The sequence below is a fragment of the Candidatus Paceibacterota bacterium genome, from assembly GCA_035530615.1.
GTDB lineage: Bacteria > Actinomycetota > Actinomycetes > Nanopelagicales > Nanopelagicaceae > QYPT01.
Window position 1 is genome coordinate 195,614 of sequence record DATKUL010000003.1, and the last position, 24,252, is coordinate 219,865.

25 protein-coding genes are annotated in these 24,252 nt (G+C 51.3%); 21 read left to right on the plus strand and 4 right to left on the minus strand.

All coding sequences use genetic code 11. The features are described from left to right. Positions 1-9: 9 nt before the first annotated feature. From tilS to VMW30_09520, 14 genes are all read left to right on the plus strand, one after another. Positions 10-987: a tRNA lysidine(34) synthetase TilS gene (gene tilS / locus VMW30_09455; GenBank protein ID HUW88577.1), complete on the plus strand. Its 978-nt coding sequence runs from the start codon at positions 10-12 to the stop codon at positions 985-987. A gap of 29 nt (positions 988-1,016) precedes the next feature. After that, positions 1,017-1,568, plus strand: coding sequence for a hypoxanthine phosphoribosyltransferase (gene hpt / locus VMW30_09460; protein ID HUW88578.1), 552 nt, complete (start codon positions 1,017-1,019; stop codon positions 1,566-1,568). Positions 1,569-1,624: 56 nt separating this feature from the next. Then, positions 1,625-3,691, plus strand: a complete 2,067-nt coding sequence (ftsH, locus tag VMW30_09465; protein HUW88579.1) for an ATP-dependent zinc metalloprotease FtsH — start codon at positions 1,625-1,627, stop codon at positions 3,689-3,691. Then, positions 3,684-4,295, plus strand: coding sequence for a GTP cyclohydrolase I FolE (gene folE / locus VMW30_09470; GenBank protein HUW88580.1), 612 nt, complete (start codon positions 3,684-3,686; stop codon positions 4,293-4,295). Before ftsH ends, folE begins: the two co-directional genes overlap by 8 nt. Positions 4,296-4,301: 6 nt before the next feature. Continuing rightward, a complete protein-coding gene (folP, locus tag VMW30_09475; protein ID HUW88581.1) occupies positions 4,302-5,120 on the plus strand; it encodes a dihydropteroate synthase in 819 nt (272 codons plus the stop codon). Further along, positions 5,117-5,479: a dihydroneopterin aldolase gene (folB, locus tag VMW30_09480; protein HUW88582.1), complete on the plus strand. Its 363-nt coding sequence runs from the start codon at positions 5,117-5,119 to the stop codon at positions 5,477-5,479. The genes folP and folB overlap by 4 nt, the downstream gene beginning before the upstream one ends. After that, positions 5,476-5,928 (plus strand): 2-amino-4-hydroxy-6-hydroxymethyldihydropteridine diphosphokinase, encoded by a 453-nt coding sequence (folK, locus tag VMW30_09485; GenBank protein ID HUW88583.1) that lies wholly within the window; start codon positions 5,476-5,478, stop codon positions 5,926-5,928. Before folB ends, folK begins: the two co-directional genes overlap by 4 nt. A 44-nt stretch (positions 5,929-5,972) precedes the next feature. Then, the gene (gene panC / locus VMW30_09490; protein ID HUW88584.1) at positions 5,973-6,791 is read left to right on the plus strand and encodes a pantoate--beta-alanine ligase; all 819 of its coding nucleotides are present in this window, start codon (positions 5,973-5,975) and stop codon (positions 6,789-6,791) included. Continuing rightward, complete coding sequence (locus tag VMW30_09495; GenBank protein HUW88585.1) at positions 6,788-8,401, plus strand: L-aspartate oxidase; 1,614 nt, start codon at positions 6,788-6,790, stop codon at positions 8,399-8,401. Before panC ends, VMW30_09495 begins: the two co-directional genes overlap by 4 nt. Continuing rightward, positions 8,398-9,288 (plus strand): carboxylating nicotinate-nucleotide diphosphorylase, encoded by an 891-nt coding sequence (gene nadC / locus VMW30_09500; GenBank protein ID HUW88586.1) that lies wholly within the window; start codon positions 8,398-8,400, stop codon positions 9,286-9,288. Before VMW30_09495 ends, nadC begins: the two co-directional genes overlap by 4 nt. Continuing rightward, complete coding sequence (locus VMW30_09505; GenBank protein HUW88587.1) at positions 9,289-10,056, plus strand: type III pantothenate kinase; 768 nt, start codon at positions 9,289-9,291, stop codon at positions 10,054-10,056. Positions 10,057-10,094: 38 nt separating this feature from the next. Further along, on the plus strand, positions 10,095-11,585 hold the full coding sequence (gene lysS, locus VMW30_09510) for a lysine--tRNA ligase (GenBank protein ID HUW88588.1): 1,491 nt from the start codon (positions 10,095-10,097) through the stop codon (positions 11,583-11,585). 2 nt (positions 11,586-11,587) lie between these two features. Continuing rightward, the gene (locus tag VMW30_09515; protein ID HUW88589.1) at positions 11,588-12,082 is read left to right on the plus strand and encodes an amino-acid N-acetyltransferase; all 495 of its coding nucleotides are present in this window, start codon (positions 11,588-11,590) and stop codon (positions 12,080-12,082) included. 147 nt (positions 12,083-12,229) lie between these two features. Further along, entirely contained in the window at positions 12,230-14,737 is a 2,508-nt protein-coding gene (locus tag VMW30_09520) for an ATP-dependent Clp protease ATP-binding subunit (protein ID HUW88590.1), read from the plus strand. Here VMW30_09520 and VMW30_09525 read toward each other — a convergent pair. Genes VMW30_09525 through VMW30_09535 form a run of 3 tightly spaced genes read right to left on the minus strand, consistent with a single transcriptional unit; the run spans position 14,734 to position 16,022 of the window. Continuing rightward, positions 14,734-15,144 (minus strand): type II toxin-antitoxin system VapC family toxin, encoded by a 411-nt coding sequence (locus tag VMW30_09525; GenBank protein HUW88591.1) that lies wholly within the window; start codon positions 15,142-15,144, stop codon positions 14,734-14,736. The two genes, VMW30_09520 and VMW30_09525, sit on opposite strands and share 4 nt — an antisense overlap. Continuing rightward, positions 15,144-15,431: a type II toxin-antitoxin system prevent-host-death family antitoxin gene (locus VMW30_09530; protein HUW88592.1), complete on the minus strand. Its 288-nt coding sequence runs from the start codon at positions 15,429-15,431 to the stop codon at positions 15,144-15,146. The genes VMW30_09525 and VMW30_09530 overlap by 1 nt, the downstream gene beginning before the upstream one ends. Positions 15,432-15,464: 33 nt before the next feature. Beyond that, on the minus strand, positions 15,465-16,022 hold the full coding sequence (locus VMW30_09535; GenBank protein HUW88593.1) for a hypothetical protein: 558 nt from the start codon (positions 16,020-16,022) through the stop codon (positions 15,465-15,467). An 80-nt stretch (positions 16,023-16,102) separates the two neighbouring features. Between VMW30_09535 and murQ the strand changes: the two genes are divergently transcribed. The 7 genes from murQ (at position 16,103) to VMW30_09570 (ending at position 23,746) form a co-directional block, all read left to right on the plus strand. After that, positions 16,103-17,017 carry an N-acetylmuramic acid 6-phosphate etherase gene (murQ, locus tag VMW30_09540; protein HUW88594.1) on the plus strand — a complete coding sequence of 305 codons (915 nt, stop codon included), beginning with the start codon at positions 16,103-16,105 and terminating at the stop codon, positions 17,015-17,017. 180 nt (positions 17,018-17,197) lie between these two features. Then, a complete protein-coding gene (locus VMW30_09545) occupies positions 17,198-18,712 on the plus strand; it encodes an ABC transporter substrate-binding protein (GenBank protein HUW88595.1) in 1,515 nt (504 codons plus the stop codon). Positions 18,713-18,827: 115 nt separating this feature from the next. Further along, complete coding sequence (locus VMW30_09550; GenBank protein ID HUW88596.1) at positions 18,828-19,808, plus strand: ABC transporter permease; 981 nt, start codon at positions 18,828-18,830, stop codon at positions 19,806-19,808. Beyond that, a complete protein-coding gene (locus VMW30_09555) occupies positions 19,808-20,665 on the plus strand; it encodes an ABC transporter permease (protein ID HUW88597.1) in 858 nt (285 codons plus the stop codon). The genes VMW30_09550 and VMW30_09555 overlap by 1 nt, the downstream gene beginning before the upstream one ends. Next, positions 20,662-21,630 carry an ABC transporter ATP-binding protein gene (locus VMW30_09560; GenBank protein HUW88598.1) on the plus strand — a complete coding sequence of 323 codons (969 nt, stop codon included), beginning with the start codon at positions 20,662-20,664 and terminating at the stop codon, positions 21,628-21,630. The genes VMW30_09555 and VMW30_09560 overlap by 4 nt, the downstream gene beginning before the upstream one ends. Then, positions 21,627-22,580, plus strand: a complete 954-nt coding sequence (locus VMW30_09565; GenBank protein HUW88599.1) for an oligopeptide/dipeptide ABC transporter ATP-binding protein — start codon at positions 21,627-21,629, stop codon at positions 22,578-22,580. The genes VMW30_09560 and VMW30_09565 overlap by 4 nt, the downstream gene beginning before the upstream one ends. Next, positions 22,577-23,746, plus strand: a complete 1,170-nt coding sequence (locus VMW30_09570) for an anhydro-N-acetylmuramic acid kinase (protein HUW88600.1) — start codon at positions 22,577-22,579, stop codon at positions 23,744-23,746. The genes VMW30_09565 and VMW30_09570 overlap by 4 nt, the downstream gene beginning before the upstream one ends. Here the strand turns inward: VMW30_09570 and VMW30_09575 are convergent. Further along, a complete protein-coding gene (locus VMW30_09575; protein ID HUW88601.1) occupies positions 23,730-24,242 on the minus strand; it encodes a GNAT family N-acetyltransferase in 513 nt (170 codons plus the stop codon). The two genes, VMW30_09570 and VMW30_09575, sit on opposite strands and share 17 nt — an antisense overlap. Positions 24,243-24,252: the final 10 nt, after the last annotated feature.

The window sequence follows — 24,252 nt, forward strand, 5'->3', positions numbered from 1 at the left end:
CTTACCTGCATGAGAGCATCCGCCACCGGTTCGATGGTGGCAATTCGCAGTGCGCTCCGCTCAGAGTTAGCGAAAATTGCCCCAGGTGAGAAAGTCATTGTGGCCTGCTCGGGCGGCGCCGATTCTCTCGCTTTAAGTTTTGCACTATCTGTTGAGGCCAAGCAGCGCGCTATCCAAGTTATCGGGGTTACGGTCGATCATCAGTTGCAGGAGGGCTCTGGTGAACAAGCCCAGAGAGTTGTTGATCAATTAGCAAGGATGGGAATCCAGCTCTGTGAAATTGCGAAGGTGAACGTCTCGCTCTCGGATGGTCTGGAAGCATCGGCCCGGCGGGCTCGGTATCTTGCCCTGGATGCCGCATGCGAGAGGCATGGTGCACGTAAAGTCTTCCTGGGCCACACCCGAGATGATCAAGCAGAAAGTGTTCTCCTCGGCCTAGCCCGTGGATCCGGGACACGATCCTTATCTGCAATGGCTACCTATTCGGGCAAGTACGTCCGCCCCCTGCTGGGGATTACTCGCGAACAGACGGTGGGCGCGTGCAAAGAAGCGGGGCTCATTGTCTGGGATGACCCGCATAATGAAGATCCCAAATTCCTCCGTTCGCGGGTTCGAACCCAAGTCCTTCCTTTCCTGGAAGAGAAGATTGGTCCGGGTATTGCCGCGGCCTTGGCCCGCAGTGCGAGCCTGCTGCGAGATGATGCCGATGCGCTGGATGAATGGGCCATGAGCGAATTTGAGAAGGTGGACCCTACTTCGATGGATATTGCCGCTCTCGCACTGCTCCCCAGAGCGGTGCGGAGTCGGGTAATCCGAGCCGCCATCTATGCCAACGGAGCCCCGCCGGGCTCGATTTCGCTCGAGCACCTCAATCCAATTGAGGCTTTGGTCACCTCGTGGAGCGGGCAAGGGGCGGTCAGCCTGCCAGGCGGTGTGAAGGTGGAGCGATTATCGGGCAGACTTTCGCTCTCACCCCCAGTTAATTAAGACCGGCGAATTAGGACAAGCGAGGAACCGTGGAGTTATCAATGATTGGCAGCGATGTCGAACGTGTGATTGTGACTGAAGAGGAGATTGCCGCCAAAATAAAAGAGTTGGCGGCCAAGGTCGAGGAGGATTACCGCGGGCGAGACCTGCTGATGGTGGGAGTGCTTAAGGGCGCTGTCATGGCAATGGCCGATCTATCACGCGCGCTGCAACGCCACGTGGATATGGATTGGATGGCAGTATCGTCATACGGTTCCGGAACGAAGTCCAGCGGCGTTGTTCGGATTCTTAAGGATTTAGATAGAGATATCACCGGCCGTGAAGTTCTTATTGTCGAAGACATTGTTGATTCGGGCCTCACGCTTTCGTGGCTGAAAGCCAATCTTGAGTCGCGTGGCGCTAAAAGTGTTGAGATACTGGCAATCTTGCGAAAGCCCGAAGCCGCCAAGGTTGATATTAAAGTCAAGTATGTTGGATTTGAAATTCCGGCAGACTTTGTTGTCGGCTACGGCCTCGATTTCAATGAGAAGTATCGCAATCTTCCGTTCGTTGGCGTACTCGCCAAGCATATGTACTCCTAAGAGAAGAGAACCTCCAAAATATGGCTCAGCAGAAGAAGGATAAGACAGAGAAGAAGATGAATAAGAAGAGCGAACGAAAGAAGCCTCAAACGCGCCCGCAGCGAATTTTGCGTGGGCCGCTTTTCTGGATCATCATCGCTATCGTCGCGGTGACGATCTTTGGTCAAGTCTCTGCAGCCAGTAATAAATATACAAAGGTCACTACCTCCCAGATAATTTCGGCCATCTCTAATGGGCAGGTTGATTCAGCTCTGCTCATTGATAAAGAGCAGCGGATCCAAGTCATTTTGAAATCCGGAATGCAGATAAATGGCTCTTCAAAAGTTGAAGCCAACTACATAACCGGTCAGGAACCGACACTTGTCGAGTTGCTGGTTGGCAATCCACCACCGCATGCATGGTCGGTAAAGATTGCCTCGCAATCTCTCTTGATCTCGCTCTTCTTCTCCTTCGGACCAATTCTTGTGATCGGCCTCCTCTTCTTCTTGATGATGGGACAAGCACAGGGCGGCAATAGGGCCTTTTCCTTCGGTCGCTCAAGGGCAAAATTGCAGAGCAATGATGTTCCTAAAACAACATTTGCGGATGTAGCTGGCTCAGATGAAGCTGTGGCTGAACTCAGTGAAATTAAGGACTTCCTGGCGAATCCTCCCAAATACGTTGCGCTGGGTGCCAAGATTCCTAAGGGTGTATTGCTTTATGGCCCACCAGGAACCGGCAAGACGCTTCTTGCGCGCGCGGTTGCGGGCGAAGCCAACGTGCCGTTCTATTCAATATCAGGTTCTGATTTTGTGGAGATGTTTGTCGGTGTCGGTGCTGCGCGCGTTCGAGATCTCTTCAATCAGGCAAAAGAGAACGCTCCGGCAATTGTCTTCGTTGATGAAATCGATGCCGTGGGTCGTCAACGTGGGGCAGGCATGGGTGGCGGTCACGATGAACGCGAGCAGACTCTCAATCAATTGCTGGTTGAGATGGATGGCTTTGAGACAAACAGTTCTGTTATCTTAATTGCCGCTACTAACCGTCCAGATATTTTAGATCCTGCACTGCTGCGTCCGGGCCGTTTTGACCGTCAGATTCCAGTAGAGCGACCTGACTTAAAGGGGCGCGAGGAAATTCTAAAAGTTCACGCCAAGGGCAAGCCCCTTGCAGATGATGTTGATCTCCTCAATTTCGCGCGTCGCACTCCGGGATTTACCGGAGCTGATTTAGCGAATGTTCTCAATGAAGCCGCACTTCTCACTGCGCGTGAAGAGAAGAAGCTCATTACCAATACTGAATTGGATGAAGCGATTGACCGTGTCATGGCGGGGCCACAGCGTAAGAGTCGTTTGATGAGCGAAGAAGAACGACGTGTCACGGCTTACCACGAAGGTGGGCACGCCCTTGTTGCTCACGCTCTGCCACACACCGATCCAGTCCACAAGATTACGATCATGCCGCGCGGTCGCGCCCTGGGTTACACCATGGTTCTGCCAGATGATGATCGGTACTCCGTGACAAGAAACCAACTGCTCGATAAATTGGCCTACTCACTTGGTGGCCGCGCTGCTGAAGAATTAATCTTCCACGATCCATCGACCGGCGCGAGTGATGACATTGATAAGGCGACAACTCTTGCACGCGCGATGGTTACTCAGTACGGAATGACAGAGTCAATAGGTGCGATCAAATTGGGCACAGATGCTTCAGAACCGTTTATGGGTCGCGATTACGGACACACTCGTGATTTCTCTGAAAGTGTCGCTGCATTGATTGACAGAGAGATCCGCACCTTCATTGAGAATGCTCACCAGGAGGCTTTCGATATTTTGGATGAAAACCGCGCCATTCTTGATGAAATGGTGGTGCAACTGCTCGAACGCGAAACTCTGAATAAAGAGGAGATTGCGGAGATTTTTGCGCAGGTTAAGCCGCGCCCTAATCGTCCGGCATGGACAGGTTCGAGCACTCGGAAGCCATCCTCTGTGCCACCCATCGCCACGCGGATAGCACTGTCGCGGGTCGCGCAAGAAGAGGGTACAAAACCTGCGAAAGTTAAGCAGAAGAGAACTCGCGCAAAACGAGTAACGTCGGCTCCAACTGTCAAACTAACGCCTGCGGAAGAGGCGCAAGATGAGTGAGATCAGTTCGGTCTCTATGGGACCGCAGGATGGTCGTGCATCCGAACCTTACGATCAAGCGCGGGCCGAGCGCGCGGTCCGCGAACTTCTTTTAGCACTTGGCGAAGACCCCGAACGTGAGGGGTTGCGAGATACTCCGAGTCGAGTAGCCCGCGCGTTTGCAGAGAACTTTGCTGGACTATGGCAATCGCCAGAAGACGTGTTAACGACGACTTTTGATATCGGTCACGAGGAACTCGTGATCATTAAAGATATCGAGGTTTACTCTCACTGCGAACATCATCTCACCCCGTTTCATGGCGTAGCTCATGTGGGTTACATTCCCTCAGGAAGAATCACCGGCCTTTCCAAAATTGCGAGATTAGTCGACCTCTTTGCTCGTAGACCGCAGGTACAAGAACGAATGACAACGCAGATTGCGGATGCGCTCGTCGAAATTCTTAAGCCAGCTGGCGTGATAGTCATTATCGAGTGCGAACACCTCTGTATGTCTATGCGCGGTGTTCGCAAAGCCGAAGCACGTACGGTGACAAGTGCGGTTAGAGGAATATTGCGCGACCCAGCTACCCGTGCAGAAGCCATTAGTCTCATTACCCGAAAGTAGACCGTGATGGCTCTGTCGGATTTGGGCCTGCCTATCGACCGGACGATTGTCATGGGTATTCTCAATGTCACTCCTGATTCTTTTGCCGATGGCGGGCGTTACTCCAATTTTGAACGAGCCGTCGCGCGCGGAACCGAATTGCTTAAGGAAGGCGCAGACATCATTGACATCGGCGGTGAATCCACCCGTCCGGGATCGACAAGGATCTCGGCTGAGGAGGAGATGGAGCGAGTTCTTTCCGTTATCGAAGAGTTAAGCGCTAGAGGTGCTTTACTGAGTATCGATACGACGCGGGCCACCGTTGCGAATGCCGCATTTGCGGCTGGTGCCCGCATAATCAATGACGTAAGTGCCGGATTAGCAGATCCAGGAATTCTCGAAGTGAGCGCTGCTTTGGATTGCCCATATATCGCGATGCATAGCAGGGGCGATTCCAAAGATATGCAGAGTCGCGCAATTTATGGCGATGTTGTTAAAGAAGTCATTGCGGAGTTGAGTCAGCGAGTAAGCGCAGCGTTGGCGGCAGGGATTAAGCCAGAAAACATAATCTTGGATCCAGGTATTGGATTTGCCAAAGATGCGGATCACAATTGGGCTCTCCTCAACAATTTGAATTCAATTGAGGCGCTGGGATTTCCCGTACTGGTGGGTGCATCGCGGAAGCGTTTTTTAGGAGCCCTTGTTGGATCAGAGGCACCTGATGACCGAGAGTCCGCAACAATCGCATTGACGGCGTTGCTTGCCCAACGAGGCACTTGGGGAGTCAGAGTCCATAACGTGAAGTCACATCTGGATGCGGTAGCTGTGGCGGGGAGATTCAAATGAGTGACGCAATAGAGATTAAGGGAATCCGTGCGTTTGGTTATCATGGAGTTTTTGATCATGAACGTGAAAATGGGCAAGAGTTCTTGGTTGATCTTTCATTGAATTTAGATCTAGGAAAAGCTTCGCGGAGCGACTTAGTGGAAGACACTGTCGATTATGGAAGTGTTTGCAATTTAGTTTTAGAGATGATTGTGGGTTCACCCGTCTCACTGATCGAAACACTCGCTTCGCAGATCGCGGACGGGCTGCTTTCAAATTTCTCACTTATCAACTCAGTTGTTGTAGTGGTGCATAAACCACAAGCACCGGTGGAAGTAAATTTTGCGGATATCGCAATCAGAATTGAACGATCCCGTTGAGAGCAGTTGTCGCGTTAGGTGCCAATTTGGCAGAGCCTGCAGAAGCCGTTGAGTTGGCCCTGGTTCTTCTAAAGGAATCAACCGACCTCGTTAGTAGGTCCCGACTCTATGTAACTCGACCAGTCGGCGGACCTTCACAACCGGATTTTGTAAATGCGGTGTGCATTCTTGAATCGAACTTACCCGCACTTGATCTGCTGGGCGTGTTGCAAGGAATTGAAAAGAGCATGGGACGAGTTCGCACAGAAAAGTGGGGACCACGTGTTATCGATTTAGATCTCATTCAGTATGGACCCATTCTTAGCCAAGACGAGACTTTGACACTGCCACACCCTCTCGCCCATGAGCGACGCTTTGTTCTAGAGCCCTGGTTGGAGATAGATCCGGAAGCGGTCCTTATTACTCACGGGAGAGTAAGTGAAATTTTGGCGCAACTACCGCCTGCCTAGTAACCTGTAATTCTTAGCCCGGTACCACGGAAGGACTGGAGCAGATGCGCGAAATAACCCATCTCAATCAACTTTTGCCTCATGAGGCCAGCAACATCGCCTTTGTTCCAACCATGGGTGCGCTCCATGCTGGCCACGCAAAGTTGATAGAGAGAGCAAGGCAGTGCTCCGCGAATGTGCTGGTGAGCGTTTTTATAAACCCCCTTCAATTCGGTGATCCCAAAGATTTGGAGAAGTATCCGCGCAATCCCGAGGCGGATGCCGTAGTAGCCGCGCAATCTGGCGCGTCGATTCTCTGGCGGCCAGAGTTTAAGGAGATTTATCCCGGCCCGATCGACTTGATCTCTGCCGGCCCACTGGGCGAACTCTTCGAGGGAGTAAGCCGAAAAGGGCACTTTGATGGAATGCTGACCGTGGTGAATCGGCTTTTCAACCTCACCCGACCTCAGTGGGCTATTTTCGGCGAGAAGGACTTCCAGCAGCTCTTCTTGGTTGAGCAGATGGTGCGCCAGCAGGGCAAAAAGATCGAAATTATCGCCGTTCCGATTGTTCGGGATGTGGATGGTCTCGCTCTTTCTTCACGGAACATACGATTAAGCGATGAGGACCGGGTCGCAGCGCGCATCATATCCAGGGCGCTTATCAATGCTTCGATGGCGAATTCGCTTAAAGAGATGCAGGAGCGATTGGACAATACTCTTGGGCAGGAGCCAAGATTTACGCGTGATTACTCCGCAATTATTGATGAGGAGAATTTCACATTGGCGAGCGAGAAGAGTATTGCTAAACGTGCCTTGGTTGCGGGCTGGATTAACGGTGTTAGGTTGATTGACAATATGGCGATACGAAATCAGTCCCGATGAAATTACTAGCTCCCAGCCCTGGTTGGACTGCGCGCGCAGACGTCATCGTGGTTGGATCTGGAGTGGCCGGACTTACCACTGCTCTGCAAGTGAGAAGTTTTGGGCTTTCAGTTTTATTAGTGACAAAAGCTCGCGTAGATGAGGGTTCGACAAAGTGGGCGCAGGGTGGAATTGCTGCCGCATTAGGCCCGGGGGATACGCCCGACCAACACGAAAAAGACACACTTGTTGCAGGTGCTGGTTTGTGCGATAAGACCGCAGTAAAGGTTTTGGTATCCGAAGGTCCGGAGGCCGTCCGAAAGTTAATCGCCCGTGGCGCTGTTTTCGACAAAGAAGCAAGTGGGGAAATTTCCCTCACTCGTGAGGGCGGGCATCATCGCAATCGAATTCTGCACGCTGGCGGGGACGCAACTGGCGCAGAGGTATCTCGCGCCTTACTTGCAGCAGTAAGAGATGATCCAGAGATTGAAGTCATGGAGCACGCGCTCGTGTTGGACGCGCTTAAGGATTCAAACGGTGCCGTTTGTGGCGTGACACTTCACGTTATTGGTGCAGGCACTAGGGATGGAGTCGGCCGCGCCATGGCACGGGCAACAGTTCTTGCCACCGGAGGACTGGGCCAAGTTTTCGCACAGACCACGAATCCATCTGTATCAACTGGTGACGGAGTTGCACTTGCGCTGCGAGCTGGAGCCGAAGTGGCCGATGTGGAATTCATTCAATTTCACCCAACCGTTCTCTGGCTGGGTGACGCATCGCAGGGACAGCAGCCGTTGATTAGTGAAGCGGTGCGCGGTGAAGGCGCATTCCTGGTTGATGACGATGGTGTTCGATTTATGGTTGGGCAACATCCCATGGCAGAGCTTGCCCCGCGCGACGTGGTTGCCAAAGCGATCATGAGACATATGAATGAAACAGGTGCGCACCACGTCTGGTTGGATGTTCGCCACATTGCTGGCTTCGTCGAACGGTTCCCGACAATCTATGCATCTTGTTTGGTCCATGGAATAGATCCACTTACGGAATTGATTCCAGTTGCGCCCGCATCGCATTACGCTTCCGGCGGAGTACGAGTCGACCTTAATGGGCATTCAAGTATTTTCGGTTTGTATGCATGCGGCGAAACTGCCTGCACGGGAGTCCACGGTGCTAATCGCCTGGCATCTAATTCTTTGTTGGAAGGACTGGTCTTTAGTGCCCGCATTGCAGCCGATATTGCCGCGAATCCGCGGGAGTTTACTGAACCTGTTGATATTGCGCAGCCCACAATTCTCCTGGACCCAAAGGCGCGAAAAACACTACAGGTGAGCATGAGCAAGGGCGCCGGAGTTCTGCGATCTGCACGTTCACTTCATAGCGCTGAGAAGGATTTGGTAGAAATTGCCGATCGAGTGAGTCTAGAACCCTGCGTAGAAGCCTGGGAAACAACCAACCTCTTCCAACTTGCGCAGGCCATTGTTCGTTCGGCTCTGACGCGCGAGGAGACGAGAGGCTCTCATTGGCGCGAAGATTTCCCAGCGCAACTTCCACGTTGGTCGCAAAGAATTCTGCAGCGGATGAGCATTGATGGTAAATGGGAAACCAGTTTTGAGGCGGTGGAAGAGTCATGAGGTATGAAGAAATCTCCGATCAAACACGGGCAGATTTGTTTGGGGCATCGCTCAACCCTGATCAAGTGATTGACCTGATTCACCGGGCATTTGAAGAGGATTTGCAGGGTGGGGAGGATGTGACATCCGTGGCTACCATCCCGGCAGATCATTTTTCCACGGGTGAATTTCGCACCCGTGCAACGGGAGTGGTTGCTGGGATTCCCATCGCGAGAGCTGTTCTTGAAACGGTAGGAATCGGAGATATTACGACTCCAATTTTGTGCGCTCATAAAGTGGAGTCCGGCGCAGTACTTATGAGCGTGCGCGCAAACACGAGAGCACTTCTCTTAGCGGAGCGAACTGCCCTGAATTTCTTGGGTCACCTCAGCGGCATCGCAACGTTGACGAGAAGATGGGTAGATGAAGTAAGCGAATTTGGAACGTTGATACGAGATACGCGTAAGACAACCCCAGGTCTACGGGAGTTGGAGAAATACGCCGTGCGAAGGGGTGGCGGCACCAATCACCGGATGTCGCTCAGCGATGCTGCCCTCATTAAGGACAACCATATTGCGGCCGTCGGTGGAGTCGTCAAAGCTTTGCAAAGTGTGCGCTCGCTTTATCCAAATATAGAAGTCGAAATTGAAGTTGATACCTTGGAACAATTACAAGAGATACTTCCTTATAATCCTGATCTGGTGCTGCTCGACAACATGAGTGTTGAGGAGTGCCGGCAGGCGGTTGAAATTACTGCTGGCCGATGTGAATTGGAAGCATCGGGAGGGCTATCTCTTAAGAACGCCCGCGCATATGCGCAAACGGGTGTGGATTATTTAGCAGTTGGTGCCCTTACTCATTCGGCACCAGTTTTTGATATCGGACTCGACCTAAAGGCGGAGATCTAAATGTTACTTGCCATTGATGTTGGAAATACAAATACCGTTCTGGGAGTTTTTGATGGCAAAGTGTTGGTTCGCTCTTGGCGAGTAAAGACTGATCCACGCAATACTTCCGATGAGCTATGGCTTCAATTCGACGCCTTGGTTGACGGATATGCCATAACCGGCCTGGCTATCTGTTCGACAGTTCCGGCCAGTCTGCGCGAGATGCGAACGATGATCAATGCATATTTACCCGAAATACGGACCACTATCGTCGAGCCGGGAATCAAGACAGGCGTCCCACTGCTGGTTGATAATCCTAAGGAGATAGGTGCCGACAGGATCGTCAACACGATGGCAGCCCACACCCTTTATCCGCACGGCCCAGCAATAGTCGTCGATTTTGGGACTTCAACGAACCTAGATGTCGTCTCTTCGAAGGGCGAATTTATGGGCGGGGCGATCGCACCCGGAATTGAGATTTCAGTCGACGCTCTGGCATCGCGCGCGGCGCAGTTGCGTAAGGTGGAGTTGGTTCGACCGCGCGCGGCAATAGGAAAGAACACGGTAGAAGCGTTGCAGTCTGGGACGATTTTTGGATTTGCAGGTCAGGTCGATGCCTTGGTCCACCGAATTTCGGCCGAACTCAAAGAATCCCAACCGGGAAAGCCGGCGGTCATTGCCACTGGTGGATTGGCTCCGCTGGTAATAGGTATTTCAGAGACCATCGAGCACCACGAACCAGATCTCACATTGATCGGTCTACGTCTGATTCACGAGAGAAATGGCTAAATCGCTAGACTCACCCCATTATGGCTGAGAATATAAAGATGGTTCCGGATGACAACCTGCCGGAGCAGTTACGCATTAGGCGTGAAAAGCGAGCCGATCTTCTCGAGCGCGGAGTGGAGCCATACCCGGTCTCGGTCCCACGGACAACGTCTCTGGCGCAAGTGCGTGCTACTTATACCGATCTTGCAATCGATGTTGCTACCGGAGATATTGAAAGTGTCACGGGACGAATTATTTTTAAGCGCGACACCGGCAAACTCTGCTTCGCAACCCTGCGCGAAGGCGATGGAACCGAACTTCAAGCAATGCTTTCTCTGAATAAGGTGGGTGAGGATTCTTTAAATTCTTGGAAGAGTGACATTGACCTGGGCGATATTGTGAGTGTGACTGGAGAAATCATCACATCTAAGCGTGGCGAACTCTCCGTGCTGGCTAATGATTGGTCCCTTGCTGCCAAAGCCCTGCGTCCGCTTCCCAACGATTACACGCCGATGTCGGAGGAGACGCGCGTGCGGATGCGTTACGTCGATCTTATAGTCCGTCCCGAGGCGCGCAGTAATGCTCGTCTGCGCCCAGCTGTCATGCGATCTCTCCGAGAGACTTTTCATTCTCGTGATTACCTCGAAGTCGAAACGCCAATGCTGCAGGTGCAAGCTGGTGGTGCGGCAGCTCGCCCCTTCAAGACTTTTAGCAACGCATATGACATGGATCTTTTCTTACGTATCGCTCCCGAACTATTTCTCAAGCGGTGCGTAGTTGGCGGCATAGAACGAGTTTTTGAAATCAATCGCAATTTCAGAAATGAAGGCGCGGATTCCAGTCACTCTCCGGAGTTTGCGATGATCGAAAGTTATGAGGCGTATGGCGACTGGCGTACCACTGCTGAGCTTGCCCGTGCGCTGGTACAGAATTCGGCCCAGGCGATTTTCGGATCACACGTTGTTATCCACCATGATGGAAAAGAATCCAACTTGGGTGGCAATTGGCGGGAGATCTCTCTCTTTGACGTCATTTCTGAAAATGTGGGCGAACCTATTACCGCACTGACTCCAATGAATGAGTTGGAGAAGTTAGCAACTAAGTTGGGAATGAAGATTGACCCTAACTGGATTGCGGGCAAACTGGCTGAAGAAATCTTTGAGCATGTTGCGACTGGCAAACTGAACGAACCAACCTTTGTCATGGGATTCCCAATTGATAATGCCCCGTTGGTTCGCGGACATCGAGAGGTACCAGGAGTTGTTGAGAAGTGGGATCTCTATGTCGATGGATTTGAATTGGCGACTGGATATTCCGAACTCATTGATCCAATCATTCAACGCGAGCGCTTGGTCGAACAGGGCCGCCTGGCCGTGAAGGGCGACTTGGAAGCAATGGGAGTCGATGAGGATTTCTTGCGCGCGATGGAATTTGGAATGCCACCGATGGGCGGATTGGGAATGGGTGTTGATCGCTTGCTGATGGCTCTGACCGGACTGGGAATTCGAGAGACGATTCTCTTTCCGCTCGTGAAGCCCGAGATTGATTAGCAATGATTGAGATTCGTCCCGCGAAATCAACCGATGTTAAGGGCATCCGCAAGCTCATTGATGCATACGCACCGCAACGTCGCTTGCTCTCCAAAGAGACAGTCACTCTTTATGAGAGCGTGCAGGAATTTACGGTGGCCATTGAAGCCGGCGAAGTAGTCGGCTGCGGTGCGCTCCATGTTCTCTGGGAAGATCTGGCAGAGGTCCGTACGGTTGCGGTTGCAGACCACCTGCGCGGACAAGGTGTTGGTGGGAAAATTCTGGAGGCAATCATCGGGCGCGCCCGCACGATTGGGGTGAAGCGGATCTTCTGCCTAACATTTGAGACCGCCTTCTTTAGTCGCTTCGGCTTTGAAGAGATTCAGGGAACTCCCGTGGAGCCGGAGGTGTATACCCAGCTTCTCCACTCGTATGACACCGGTATTGCCGAATTCCTTGATCTGGAGTCTGTGAAGCCAAATACGCTGGGAAATACCAGAATGCTCAAGGTCTTATAGGTATTTGGGCATAAATAGTCCTGATCTACGGTTACAAGAATCAAGGAAGAGATTTCGCGCCTCACCCCCGCCTGGTATTAGGCTTAGAGCGAGAAGTCCAGCGAGTAAATCAGAGAGTTCGCAGAAGAAAACCAGAGGAGTTCCCCGATGTTTGAGCGCTTTACGGATAGAGCCAGACGGGTCGTTGTCCTGGCCCAAGAAGAAGCTCGTATGCTCAACCACAATTACATCGGTACTGAGCACATCCTCCTTGGTCTCATTCACGAAGGCGAAGGCGTTGCCGCTAAAGCCCTCGAATCCCTTGGCATCTCCCTGGAGGCGGTCCGCTCCCAGGTTGAAGAGATCATCGGACAAGGCCAGCAAGCACCAAGTGGTCATATTCCATTTACGCCGCGCGCCAAGAAGGTTCTCGAACTATCGTTGCGGGAGGCGCTTCAATTGGGCCATAACTACATTGGCACCGAACATATTTTGCTTGGCCTCATCCGCGAAGGCGAAGGCGTTGCCGCGCAGGTTCTGATGAAACTCGGTGCTGACCTAGCTCGGGTTCGGCAGCAAGTGATCCAACTTCTTTCGGGATATCAGGGTAAAGAGGCGGTTACAACTGGCGGTCCTGCGGAAGGCACTCCATCGACCTCTCTCGTACTTGATCAATTCGGTCGTAATCTCACCCAAGCGGCTCGCGAGGGAAAACTCGACCCAGTTATTGGGCGCGAGAAGGAAATCGAAAGAGTGATGCAGGTTCTGTCGCGCCGTACCAAGAACAACCCAGTTCTCATTGGGGAGCCGGGTGTTGGTAAAACCGCAGTGGTTGAAGGACTCGCTCAGGCGATCGTACGCGGAGATGTTCCAGAGATGTTGAAAGACAAGCAACTTTACTCACTCGACCTGGGCGCACTCGTTGCGGGTAGTCGTTACCGCGGAGATTTTGAAGAGCGCTTGAAGAAAGTCCTCAAAGAGATTCGCACACGTGGCGACATCATTCTCTTTATCGATGAGATTCATACTCTTGTCGGCGCCGGAGCGGCTGAAGGTGCGATTGATGCCGCCAGCATTTTGAAGCCAATGCTTGCCCGTGGCGAACTCCAGACGATTGGCGCGACAACACTTGACGAGTACCGCAAGCACCTTGAGAAAGATGCTGCACTCGAGCGTCGCTTTCAGCCGATCCAAGTTGCGGAGCCAACGCTCGAACACACCATCGCAATCCTCAAAGGTCTACGTGATCGATATGAATCGCACCACCGCGTTTCGATTTCTGATGCCGCACTGGTTGCTGCTGCGACCCTCGCGGACCGATATGTCTCGGATCGATTCTTGCCAGATAAAGCAATTGACTTGATTGACGAGGCAGGATCGCGACTTCGCATCCGTCGCTTGACCGCACCTCCGGAGTTGCGTGAATTTGACGAGAAGATTGCCAATGTCCGCCGCGAGAAGGAATCGGCCATTGATAGCCAGGACTTTGAAAAGGCTGCCGCTCTTCGTGACACAGAGAAGAATCTGATCAGCGAGAAGCATGAGCGTGAAAAGAACTGGAAGGCCGGCGACTTGGACATGGTCACCGAGGTAGATGAAGAACTCATTGCCGAAGTACTCTCAACCGCAACGGGGATCCCGGTCTTTAAGTTGACCGAAGAAGAGACTGCCCGTCTGCTTCACATGGAGGACGAGTTGCACCGCCGCGTGATCGGCCAGGATCAGGCCATTAAGGCTCTTTCGCAAGCGATCCGCCGCACGCGCGCAGGATTGAAAGATCCAAAACGTCCCGGTGGCTCCTTCATTTTCGCAGGGCCATCCGGTGTCGGCAAGACCGAACTCTCCCGAACTCTTGCTGCATTCCTTTTTGGAACAGCAGATGCGCTCATCCAACTTGATATGTCCGAGTACTCCGAGCGTCATACTGCTTCACGTCTTTTCGGAGCACCTCCCGGATATGTTGGTTATGACGAGGGTGGCCAGCTCACCGAGAAAGTGCGTCGCAAGCCTTTCTCTGTCGTGCTCTTTGATGAAATTGAGAAAGCACACCCAGATATCTTCAACTCACTGCTTCAAGTTCTTGAAGACGGCCACCTGACTGACGCACAAGGACGGCTCGTTGATTTCAAAAACACCGTCATCATCATGACCACCAACCTTGGCACACGCGATATCTCAAAGGGCGCGGGTCTTGGCTTTGCCAATTCCGAAGATGAAATGTCGAACTACGAGCGGATGAAGGCGAAAGTTGGTGATGAGTTGAAGACTCATTTCCGTCCTGAATTCCTCAACCGCATCGATGACATCATCGTCTTCCACCAGTTGACGAAGTTGGAAATTATTCAAATTGTTGATCTTATGATCACCAATCTTGATGAGCGGCTCAAGGCGAAAGATATGGGCATCGAACTCACGACCGCGGCGAAGAACTTGCTGGCGGCACGTGGATACGAGCCACTCCTTGGTGCCAGACCACTTCGACGGACAATTCAGCGTGAGATTGAAGATAGTCTTTCTGAGAAGATTCTTTTTGGCGAACTTAAGGCAGGCGAAATCGTTCTGGTTGATGTCGAGGGTGAAGGCGCTGAAGCAAAATTCACTTTCGTTGGCTCTCCGAAATCGCTGCTGCCTGACACGCCTAGTGATCTGACTGAAACTGAAGCACCAACTGCCTAAGTTCTTGGGAGAACTCTCAGCCCATTCTTCTTTGCACAATTTGCGAGGCGTTTGTCATATGTGAGGAAAGTCATCTGTTGCCCCTTGACCCGTAGAGCAGAGGCAAGATGGATGGAATCTAGCGTGGCAAGGTTGTTTCCGGCGGCGACGTCACTTGCCCGCAAACTTAACTCTGAATCAAACTCCACTACATCAAATACGTTTATGTCTGTTTGAAACAGCTTGGCTGCGATTGCAAATTCAGTCGTACTCAATCTCTTTCGCAAGTTGATCAAGGTTTCAGTAATAGTGATTCGAGACGTTATCCAGTGAGAATGCACATTTAGGATTGACTGACAGTCATCTGATTCAGGTTCTTGTACATACCGTTTTAACAGGGCGCTCGTCTCAACATAAAGGGAAGCCATTAGAAGCGCTCGGCGCGAGACTCGCGCAGGAGCTCGGTAGTGGATTTTCCAGTTTTCCTTGCCTTGATCGGCTTCACTATTTGACGAGTATGCACTTTCGCTGGCGTTAGCCAACCTTCCTCAATTCCCTTTGTTAGATATGCAGGTCGTTTGACTTGAGTTACTTCTGTGGGTGAAATCTCGCAAAGAGGGCGGCCATGATGCGTAATAGTGATTTTCTCTCCAGCGTGAGCTCGGTGCAAAATTTCTGAAAGACGGTCTTTCAGTTCGCGGATGCCAATTTCCATGTGGGTACAATATCATGAAATTGTGGCCACAATTTATCTGGTGCCGTTCCATTTCACGTTGCCTAAGGCGACGAGTGCGAGGATAAGGAGCACCTGAATCGCAATTGCCCAAGGCGACGTGATCTCACGGGTGATGAGCTTTCCGAGCGAGGAGTCCTTTAGCGCGCTCGCACTTGTGACGTAGAACGAATAACTAATGAGGCGTCCGCCCGCGAAGGCAATTAATAATGGTTTCAGGTCGATCCGCTTGATTATTCCAGCTCCCTCAAAGAGTTGTGCTGATGAGAGCGGGGAAATAAAGAAAAGAGCCAAGAGTCCGAAGACTCGACTCCGGTTCTTCTCGATCTGCATCCCCATGGTTTCCATGTTGGCGACATATCCCTTTGGCAACCAATTTCGAATTGCCCGGAAGGAGTAGGCAAGGATTGTGCGCCCCATTGTTGCGCTCGCAACTCCGCAGAGGACTAGTGCGACAGGGTCCAAGTGGTATCTAATTGTGAAGAAAACAAGCAGTGACCACGTTGGTGGCGCGAATGCCGGGAGCATATTTGCGAAGGTGATTATCGCTACAACCGCCAGATAATTGGACACATCTTTAGCCTAGACATATATTGAACTGTTTCCAATGAAACTAAGGTCGGCAAAACCTTGATTTGAACGGAAGGTCTTACATGGGCGGCATTAAAGATTCATCTCTCGGCTTACTTCGCACGGAGCAGGTGAATTCCAAATTTCGGCACTTGGATCAGATGAGTGTTTCTGAACTTCTGCGTGCGATGAATGAAGGTGATGCAGAAGTCCCAAAGGCCATCGCACTTGAACTTCCCAAGATTGAACGTGCCATCGAAGCAATTGTTGAGCGAATGATGCACGGTGGGAGATTGATTTATATTGGAGCCGGAACTTCGGGCCGCCTTGGCGTGCTGGATGCGGTTGAGTGCAGACCGACATTCTCGGTTTCCGAAGACCAGGTTCTTGGATTAATGGCTGGTGGTGAACGCGCGTTGACTCATGCAGTTGAGGGCGCTGAGGATGATTTCCAAGCGGGGGAGAAGGATCTGATTTCCATCAATCTTCGCCCCGCAGATTGCGTGGTTGGAATTGCTGCCAGTGGTCGGACTCCCTACGTCAAAGGAGGGCTGGCATACGCACGACAGGTTGGAGCCCTGACGATCGGGTTGACCTCCAATCCAGATTCGCAGATTTCTAAGGATGTGGAGCACCCTCTTGAAATCGACTCCGGACCCGAATTGCTGGCCGGATCAACCCGACTGAAATCTGGGACAGCTCAGAAGTTGGTACTGAACATGATCTCTACGATCACGATGGTCCGGCTGGGCAAAACATTTGGCAATCTGATGGTGGATCTGCAGATCACCAATGAGAAACTGCGAGATAGAGCGGTTCGCATCATTATGCAGGCCACGGACGCTCCTAACGAAAGGGCCTCGGCAGCGCTAGCGGAATCTGGGAATGAAGTGAAAGTGGCGATCTTGATGCTCCTTCTGAGCGTGGATGCTCCTAGCGCACGCGCACGATTGCTGGCGGGCTCGAATCGAGTGCAGGAAGCGCTCAATTTAAATTAGTTCTGCCCTTCATCTCCCAGTAGTCCGTCCAAAAGTTATGCGAACGTTATGAGGCTCTCCGCCTAGCTCCACTTGACCAACTCCAACTTTGAGGCAATGATTTCCACGGATAGACAGGGTCTATGAAGTTTTTTTTCATGATGCCGCTACCGATGTCTTTCACCTTGAAAGGGGAAATAAGTGAAATTAGGAAAGAAGATTGCAGTCGTGGGTGTCTCTGCCGCCCTTGTGGCTGGAGTTGCTTTCGTGGCGCCTGCACAGGCCGCGAGCAAAGATCTCGTCATCGGTATCACTCTTGATATCGACAAACTAGATCCGCAGGGCGCAACCGGTTTCGGAACCGTCCGTGTACTTGGCCTGGTTTATGGCAGTTTGGTTGAAGTGGGACCCAAGCTTGATATTCGCTCTGGACTGGCAACATCCTGGGCTTTTAACGCTGCTGGCACTGCGTTGCGTCTGCACCTTCGCAAGAATGTGAAATTCCAAGATGGATCTACCTTCGATGCAACAGATGTGAAGGCATCTATCGAGAGAATTCTTGACCCCGCCAATAAGGCGGCTGCGCGCGCTAACTTGCTAACCATCAAGTCGGTCACTGTCGTCAGTAAGTACGACGTCAATTTGGACCTGACGACCCCTAATTCAGCGATTTTGGCTTCGCTAGATGGCGTCAACATTGCGATGCTTTCCAGTGATGACATCAAAGCCGGCAACGTTGGAAAGGTCGTCAACGGAACTGGGCCATTCGAGTATGTTTCTTGGGAGCCAGGTCAGTCGGTTAAGTTGGTAAAGAATTCAACCTATTGGGGTAAGACTCCCAAGTTGGATACCGTCACTTTCCGAATAATTCCAAGTGAGTCATCAGTTCTTTCTGCTCTCAATGCTGGAACAGTGCAGTTTGCAGTCATCACTGATCCATTGATTGCCAAGCAGGTTGGCAAGAATCTAAGAATGTATAAGACTCCTGCCCTTGCTTACATGGCACTTCAATTGAATGCTAGGAAAGCCCCTTTGGACAATGTAAATGTTCGCTTAGCAATTCAATGCGCGATTGATCGGGCTGAAGTTGTTAAGACCGCTCAATCTGGTGAGGGAACCGTCATCGGACCGATCACCAGCCCAGCCTACAAATCAAACCCAAATGATCGTCCATGTCCAAAGGCCAACATTGCCAAGGCCAAGCAGTATCTAACAACGGCGGGCTATCCAAACGGTCTCACCATTAAGACAATGGTTGCTCCTACCCAATTCGCAACCGCATCTGCAGTTGCACAGAGCCTGAAGGCCCAGTTGGCAAAGGCTGGCATCACCATGGATCTCGAATTGGTCGATGACTCGACTTTCGTATCTCGTTGGTTGGCTGCCGATTTCGTTACTTCCATTGCAAATAACGGTGGACGCATCGATCCAGACACGATGTACACCCGCTACTTCACCTCAACCGGCAACCTCAACAAGGTTGCAGGTTACTCATCAGCGACACTTGATGCGCTCATGGCAAAGGGCAAGTCCACCGGCAACGTCACTCAGAGGAGAGCTGCTTACAAAGCAGTTTCTGAGGAACTTGAAAATAATGCAGTTTGGATTTGGCTCTTCTCGCCATACGAGTACCGCGTTACTTCAAAGTCGTTGACTGGATTCATTCCGCTAGCGACTGGTTCACTTCTCGAACTTCGCAAAGCAAACCTGAACTAAATAAGTAGGGAACGGTGTGTAGATTTCTATCTCCACACCGTTCCCATTTCTTAGCATTTCGCAGGCAAGTCTCGTAATTAATTCGAAGAATTCTTAAAGAGGGGAGTAACCGGAGATGCAGGGCGTAACTAAACTGCAACGGTTCCTCTTTTCTGCTATTACCTTACGTATCTTCAGCATCATCACCACACTCTTTGGTATCTCCATCTTTGTCTTCCTGGTTCTTCGGGTCATTCCAGGCGACACGATTACCGGCTCTTTCGGGATTGAGACTGGAGTATTAACACCAGGTCAAATTTCCGAACTGCGCCATTATTACGGCATCGATCAATCCCTCTTTCTCCAGTACATCTCTTGGATGGGGAGCTTTCTGACCGGGCACTTTGGATATTCTTTCTCAACTGGCGTCTCTGTCATGGCGTTGACCAAGTCAGCGCTACCGGTGACGATCGAACTTGCACTCATCGGCACCATTTTGGGTGTCATCATGGGTATTGCCATCGGAATGTTCAGTGCTCGTAAACCCGGCAGTTTCCGCGACTTCGGTGGACAGTTATTTGGTTTGCTGGCATTGGCGATTCCGGGATTTGTATTGAGCACTGCAATGGTGACAATCATGGCCAATGTTTTTCATTATTTTCCAAATGGTTTGGAGTACATGACACCATGGGAAGACCCCTGGGTTAATTTTCAACAGATGATGTTTCCGGGCCTAGTCCTCGGTATCGCCGTGGCTGCTCCCATTATGCGGACCACTCGTTCAGCTCTATTGGAGACGGTAGATAAAGATTTCATACGAACCGCCCACGGCAAGGGTGTCCCGCCACGTAAGGTGCAATTTCGCCACGTCCTTAGAAATTCTTTGATTCCTATTGTCACAATGACGGGAATTCAATTCGGGTACTTGCTAGGTGGCGCCGTAATTGTTGAGAAGATATTTGCCCTGCCAGGAATGGGCCGACAAGTCTTGGATGCGATCACCAAACGTGAGTACGCAACCGTACAGAGCAGCGTCATGATCTTTGCGATTATGTTCGTGACTATCAACGTTCTGACCGACGTCATTTATCGAAAGATCGATCCGAGGATTAAGTGATGAAGCGAAAAGAGGCAGGGACCAAGGGCGGACTGCACTACTACTTGCAGAGTACAAGTGGAATTATTGGGGCGATCTTGGTTTTCATTATGGTCATTGGAGCACTCTGCTCTGCTTTTGGTTGGCTGCCGCACGATCCCTTGAACCAGAATGTCAATGATGTTTTGAAGGGACCGTCAGGGAAATATTGGTTTGGCACTGATCAATTTGGCCGAGATATTTTCTCTCGAACCTTGGATGGACTTCGTCGTTCATTAACCGTCTCCATAGTGGCGGTCTCAATAGCGGCCTTTGTCGGCGTCACCCTGGGGATCTTGGGTGGTTATCTGGGTCGGTGGTTCGACATGCTCATTACGCGTCTGAGCGATGTTATTTTTGCCTTCCCTGCCATTCTCTTGGCTCTGGCGATCGTAAATAGCTTGGGTAACTCTTGGGTTGATACTGCGCTCTCCATTGCCATTGTTTACACGCCAATCTTCATTCGAGTAGCGCGCGGGCCGGTCTTGGCCGTGAAGGAGATGGATTACGTCAAAGTCTCGCGAATTCTTGGATATTCCTCGCCGCGAATTCTCCTCAAACATATTCTCCCTAACGTCACTGCCCCAATTGTCGTCCAGACTGCACTCTCACTCTCTTGGGCGATCCTGACTGAGTCTGGTCTGAGCTTTCTGGGCTTGGGCACGCAACCACCTGATGCCTCGTTAGGTCTCATGGTCGCTGACGCACAGTCACTGGCGGCATTTGCGTGGTGGACTCTCGTCTTCCCATCCCTCTTCATCACCATGGTCGTAGTAGGACTTAACCTTGTAGGCGATGGACTCCGTGACGCATGGGATCCGGCGCGGAGGAGTTCATGAGTACTCCGCTTCTGTCGGTAGAGAATCTCGCGATCTCCACTATTCAAGATCCACGCATCCTCATCAACGATGTCACCTTCGAGATTCGCGAAGGCGAAGCCGTTGGCGTAGTGGGTGAGAGCGGTTCTGGTAAGACGCTTACCGCGCTTTCGATACTTGGACTTCTGCCGCGCGGCGTTGCAGTGACACAAGGGTCGATAAAGTACAACGGGATTGATCTCAACGCCATCTCAGCGGAGGAGATGCGCAAGATAAGAGGATCTGATATTTCCATGGTCTATCAAGATCCTATGACGGCGTTGAACCCCGTTATGAAACTTGGCAAGCAGCTGCGAGAGGTCATTGAGTCCCATGAAAAGGTGGATAGCAATACGGAGCAGCGGGTACGTGATGCTTTGATGGAAGTTGGCATTCCCGATGTCGCTCGCGCTATGGAGAGTTATCCTCATGAATTTTCGGGAGGGATGCGTCAACGAGTGATGATTGCGATGGCTCTCATTCTCTCTCCCAAATTACTTATTGCCGATGAGCCGACAACGGCCCTCGATGTCACGATTCAACAACAAATTTTGGCATTGGTAGCCGAAGAGAGACGCAAGCGGAACATGTCCATGCTCTGGATTACCCATGATCTCGGAGTCGTTGCTAACTTGGTCGACAGACTCATAGTCATGTATGCCGGCCGCATTGTGGAAGCGGGTACCGTGAAAGAGATCTTTACCCATCCGCAACATCCATATACCTATGGACTTCTCTCCTCTCTTCCAACGACCGCTGATAAAGAGCGTAAACGTCTCACCTCCATTGCTGGGGTTCCGCAGAAGCCCTGGCTCGTAGGTCAATCTTGTTCCTTTGCACCGCGTTGCTTCAAAGCCACACCTGAGTGCCGCAGCACGATCCCCCAACTCGTCGGGACTCTTGAAAAGAGTGTCTCCTGCTTTCATCCCATAGGGGCCAAAATATGAGCCTAAATATTGAAAAAGTCGAGAAGCAGTACAAGATTCTTGCAACTGGCACCCTCATTAATGCTCTCAATGGCATCTCCATTTCTTTAGAGAACGGTCAAACCCTTGGCATCGTTGGGGAGAGCGGTTGTGGAAAATCCACCCTGGCTCGTGTGATTTCTGGCCTGGAGAGGCCAACAGTTGGAAAAATCACGTGGGAGGGTGGCGAAATTGCTGACAAGGCGAAGAATCATATGCGTCCACTTCGCTCCAGGGTCCAATTAGTTTTTCAAGACCCGTACTCATCGCTAGACCCACGCCAGCAGATTGGTGCCGCGATTTCTGAAGTGCTTACCGTGCATAAATTGGTTCCGAAGAATCAAATCGTGGCACGCGTGGAGGAGCTTCTCTCAATCGTCGGTCTTACATCGGATCTAAAAAATCGCTACCCTCATCAACTTTCGGGCGGACAGAGACAACGAGTGAGTATTGCGCGAGCTCTGGCATCTGAGCCAGATCTTCTCATTCTGGACGAGCCAGTGTCTGCCTTGGATGTTTCGGTACGCGCAGAAGTCATGAATCTCTTAATTGATTTGCGTGCCAAATATGGACTCACTTACATTTTTATCAGTCACGACCTAGCAATGGTGCGCTATGTAAGCGATGTAATTGCCGTGATGTACTTAGGAAAAATAGTGGAGTTTGGTAGTTGGGATCAGATTATTGAAAGGCCGCTGCACCCTTACACCCGAGCTCTTATCGCTGCTATGCCCGATCACAGCATTATTGGAAACCCCGAGACTCTTTCAAAGACACTTCAAGGTGAAGTACCAGATCCGGCACACTTGCCAACTGGCTGTGCCTTTCATGCGCGTTGTCCGATTTCAGTGCCGGAGTGCAGCACTCGAGTGCCTCTCTTACTAGAAGTTTCGCCGAAACACTACGTTGCATGTCCGGAGGTTAGTGAATGAAAGTAATTGGAATGATTTCCGGAACGTCCTACGATGGGATAGATGTCGCCTGCTGCGAATTCACACAGGTGGGCGACGTGATCGAAGTCAAGCAAGTAGGTTTTTCATCCCTTGAGTATTCAGATGAACTTCATCAATTGATCGCTGATTCAATGCCTCCTCGTTCGATTGATATGGAGCGAGTATGCGTCCTGGATACCTTGATCGGCCAAGCTTTTTCACGTGCCGCTCAGAAGGCAATTGCAGAAAATTCCTTTGAGCCCGATCTCATAGTTTCACACGGACAGACACTCTTTCATTGGATTGATGCCAGCCACAAAGCCAAGGGGACGTTACAACTCGGAGAGGCTTCATGGATTGCCGAAGAAACGGGAGTGCAGGTGCTCTCTAACATCCGCTCCCGCGACATAGCCGCGGGTGGGCATGGGGCGCCACTGGTGAGTGTTTTGGATCAATTGCTTCTGGGCCACAGTGAAAGTCCAGAAGGTGCCCTTAACTTGGGCGGAATTTCGAATATAACAATTGCTGGAAAATCGGTCCTTCCGATTGCCTATGACATCGGTCCGGCAAATGGATTACTTGATGCGGCAATCTCCGCCCATTCGCAAGGTCGCGTCTCCTTTGATGAGGATGGGAAAGTTGCAGGCGCAGGAACTGTTGATACCGAACTCCTCAACTCATTTCTTGCGGAGCCTTATTATGCTTTGCCCGCCCCAAAAACCACTGGCAAAGAACTATTTCATCTTCCGTATCTCATCACTCATGCAGGTCCTGTGGATTCGTGGAATATCGAAAACCTGATGGCCACATTATTGGAGCTCACCGTCGAAACGGTGGCACGTGAAGTGGAGAGAAACTCCCTCTCAAAACTATTCATTGCAGGTGGCGGAAGTGCGAATCCGGTCATGATGAAGCGACTGCAGGATCGCTTAACACAATGTAAAGTCTTATCGATCTCCGAATTAGGAATAGATCCACGAGCAAAAGAGTCAATCACCTTCGCGCTGATTGGATATCTCACTCTTCATGGGTTGCCTGGCCAGATACCGAGTTGCACCGGGGCGGATGGCGAGAGACTCCTTGGTTCACTGACACCCGGCTCAGGGCCTTTTGTCGTGCCAACACCGCTTGATGTTAAGCCGGCAAGAATTAGAGTTGTGAAGTAACTTGGCTGCGAAGCAGTTCCATTTCCAGAGTGCGCCAACGAGGATCTGTGCGCTCTCTGCCAGTAGGTGCAAAGCCCAATTTCTTGTAGAGGCCGATTGCGCCAGGATTAGCTTTGAAAACCCAGAGTGAGATTTCACTAAATTTACGCACTGATAATTTATCTAGTGCAGCGGTGAGGAGCGCCTGTCCAAAGCCCTTTCCGGCACTTTTTGGGTCTACATATAAAGAAAATAGGTGTCCTCGAGACGGAAAATCAGGATCGGAGCCTATGCGAGCAATTCCGATGGGAGCATCATCAATACAGGCAACGAGAGTCTCCCGATCAGCATGTGTAGATAAAGACGGTAACCAAAGTTCGTATGCTCTCTCTTCCGTCATGGCATTTCGAACTTCCTCATTCAGTACATCACGGTATGACTTCGTCCAGCAAGAACGAAAAATCCGGACGATGGCATCAATGTCTTCCGCTGCGCCAGTGCGAATTGTGAATTCCATGGAAGTTAGC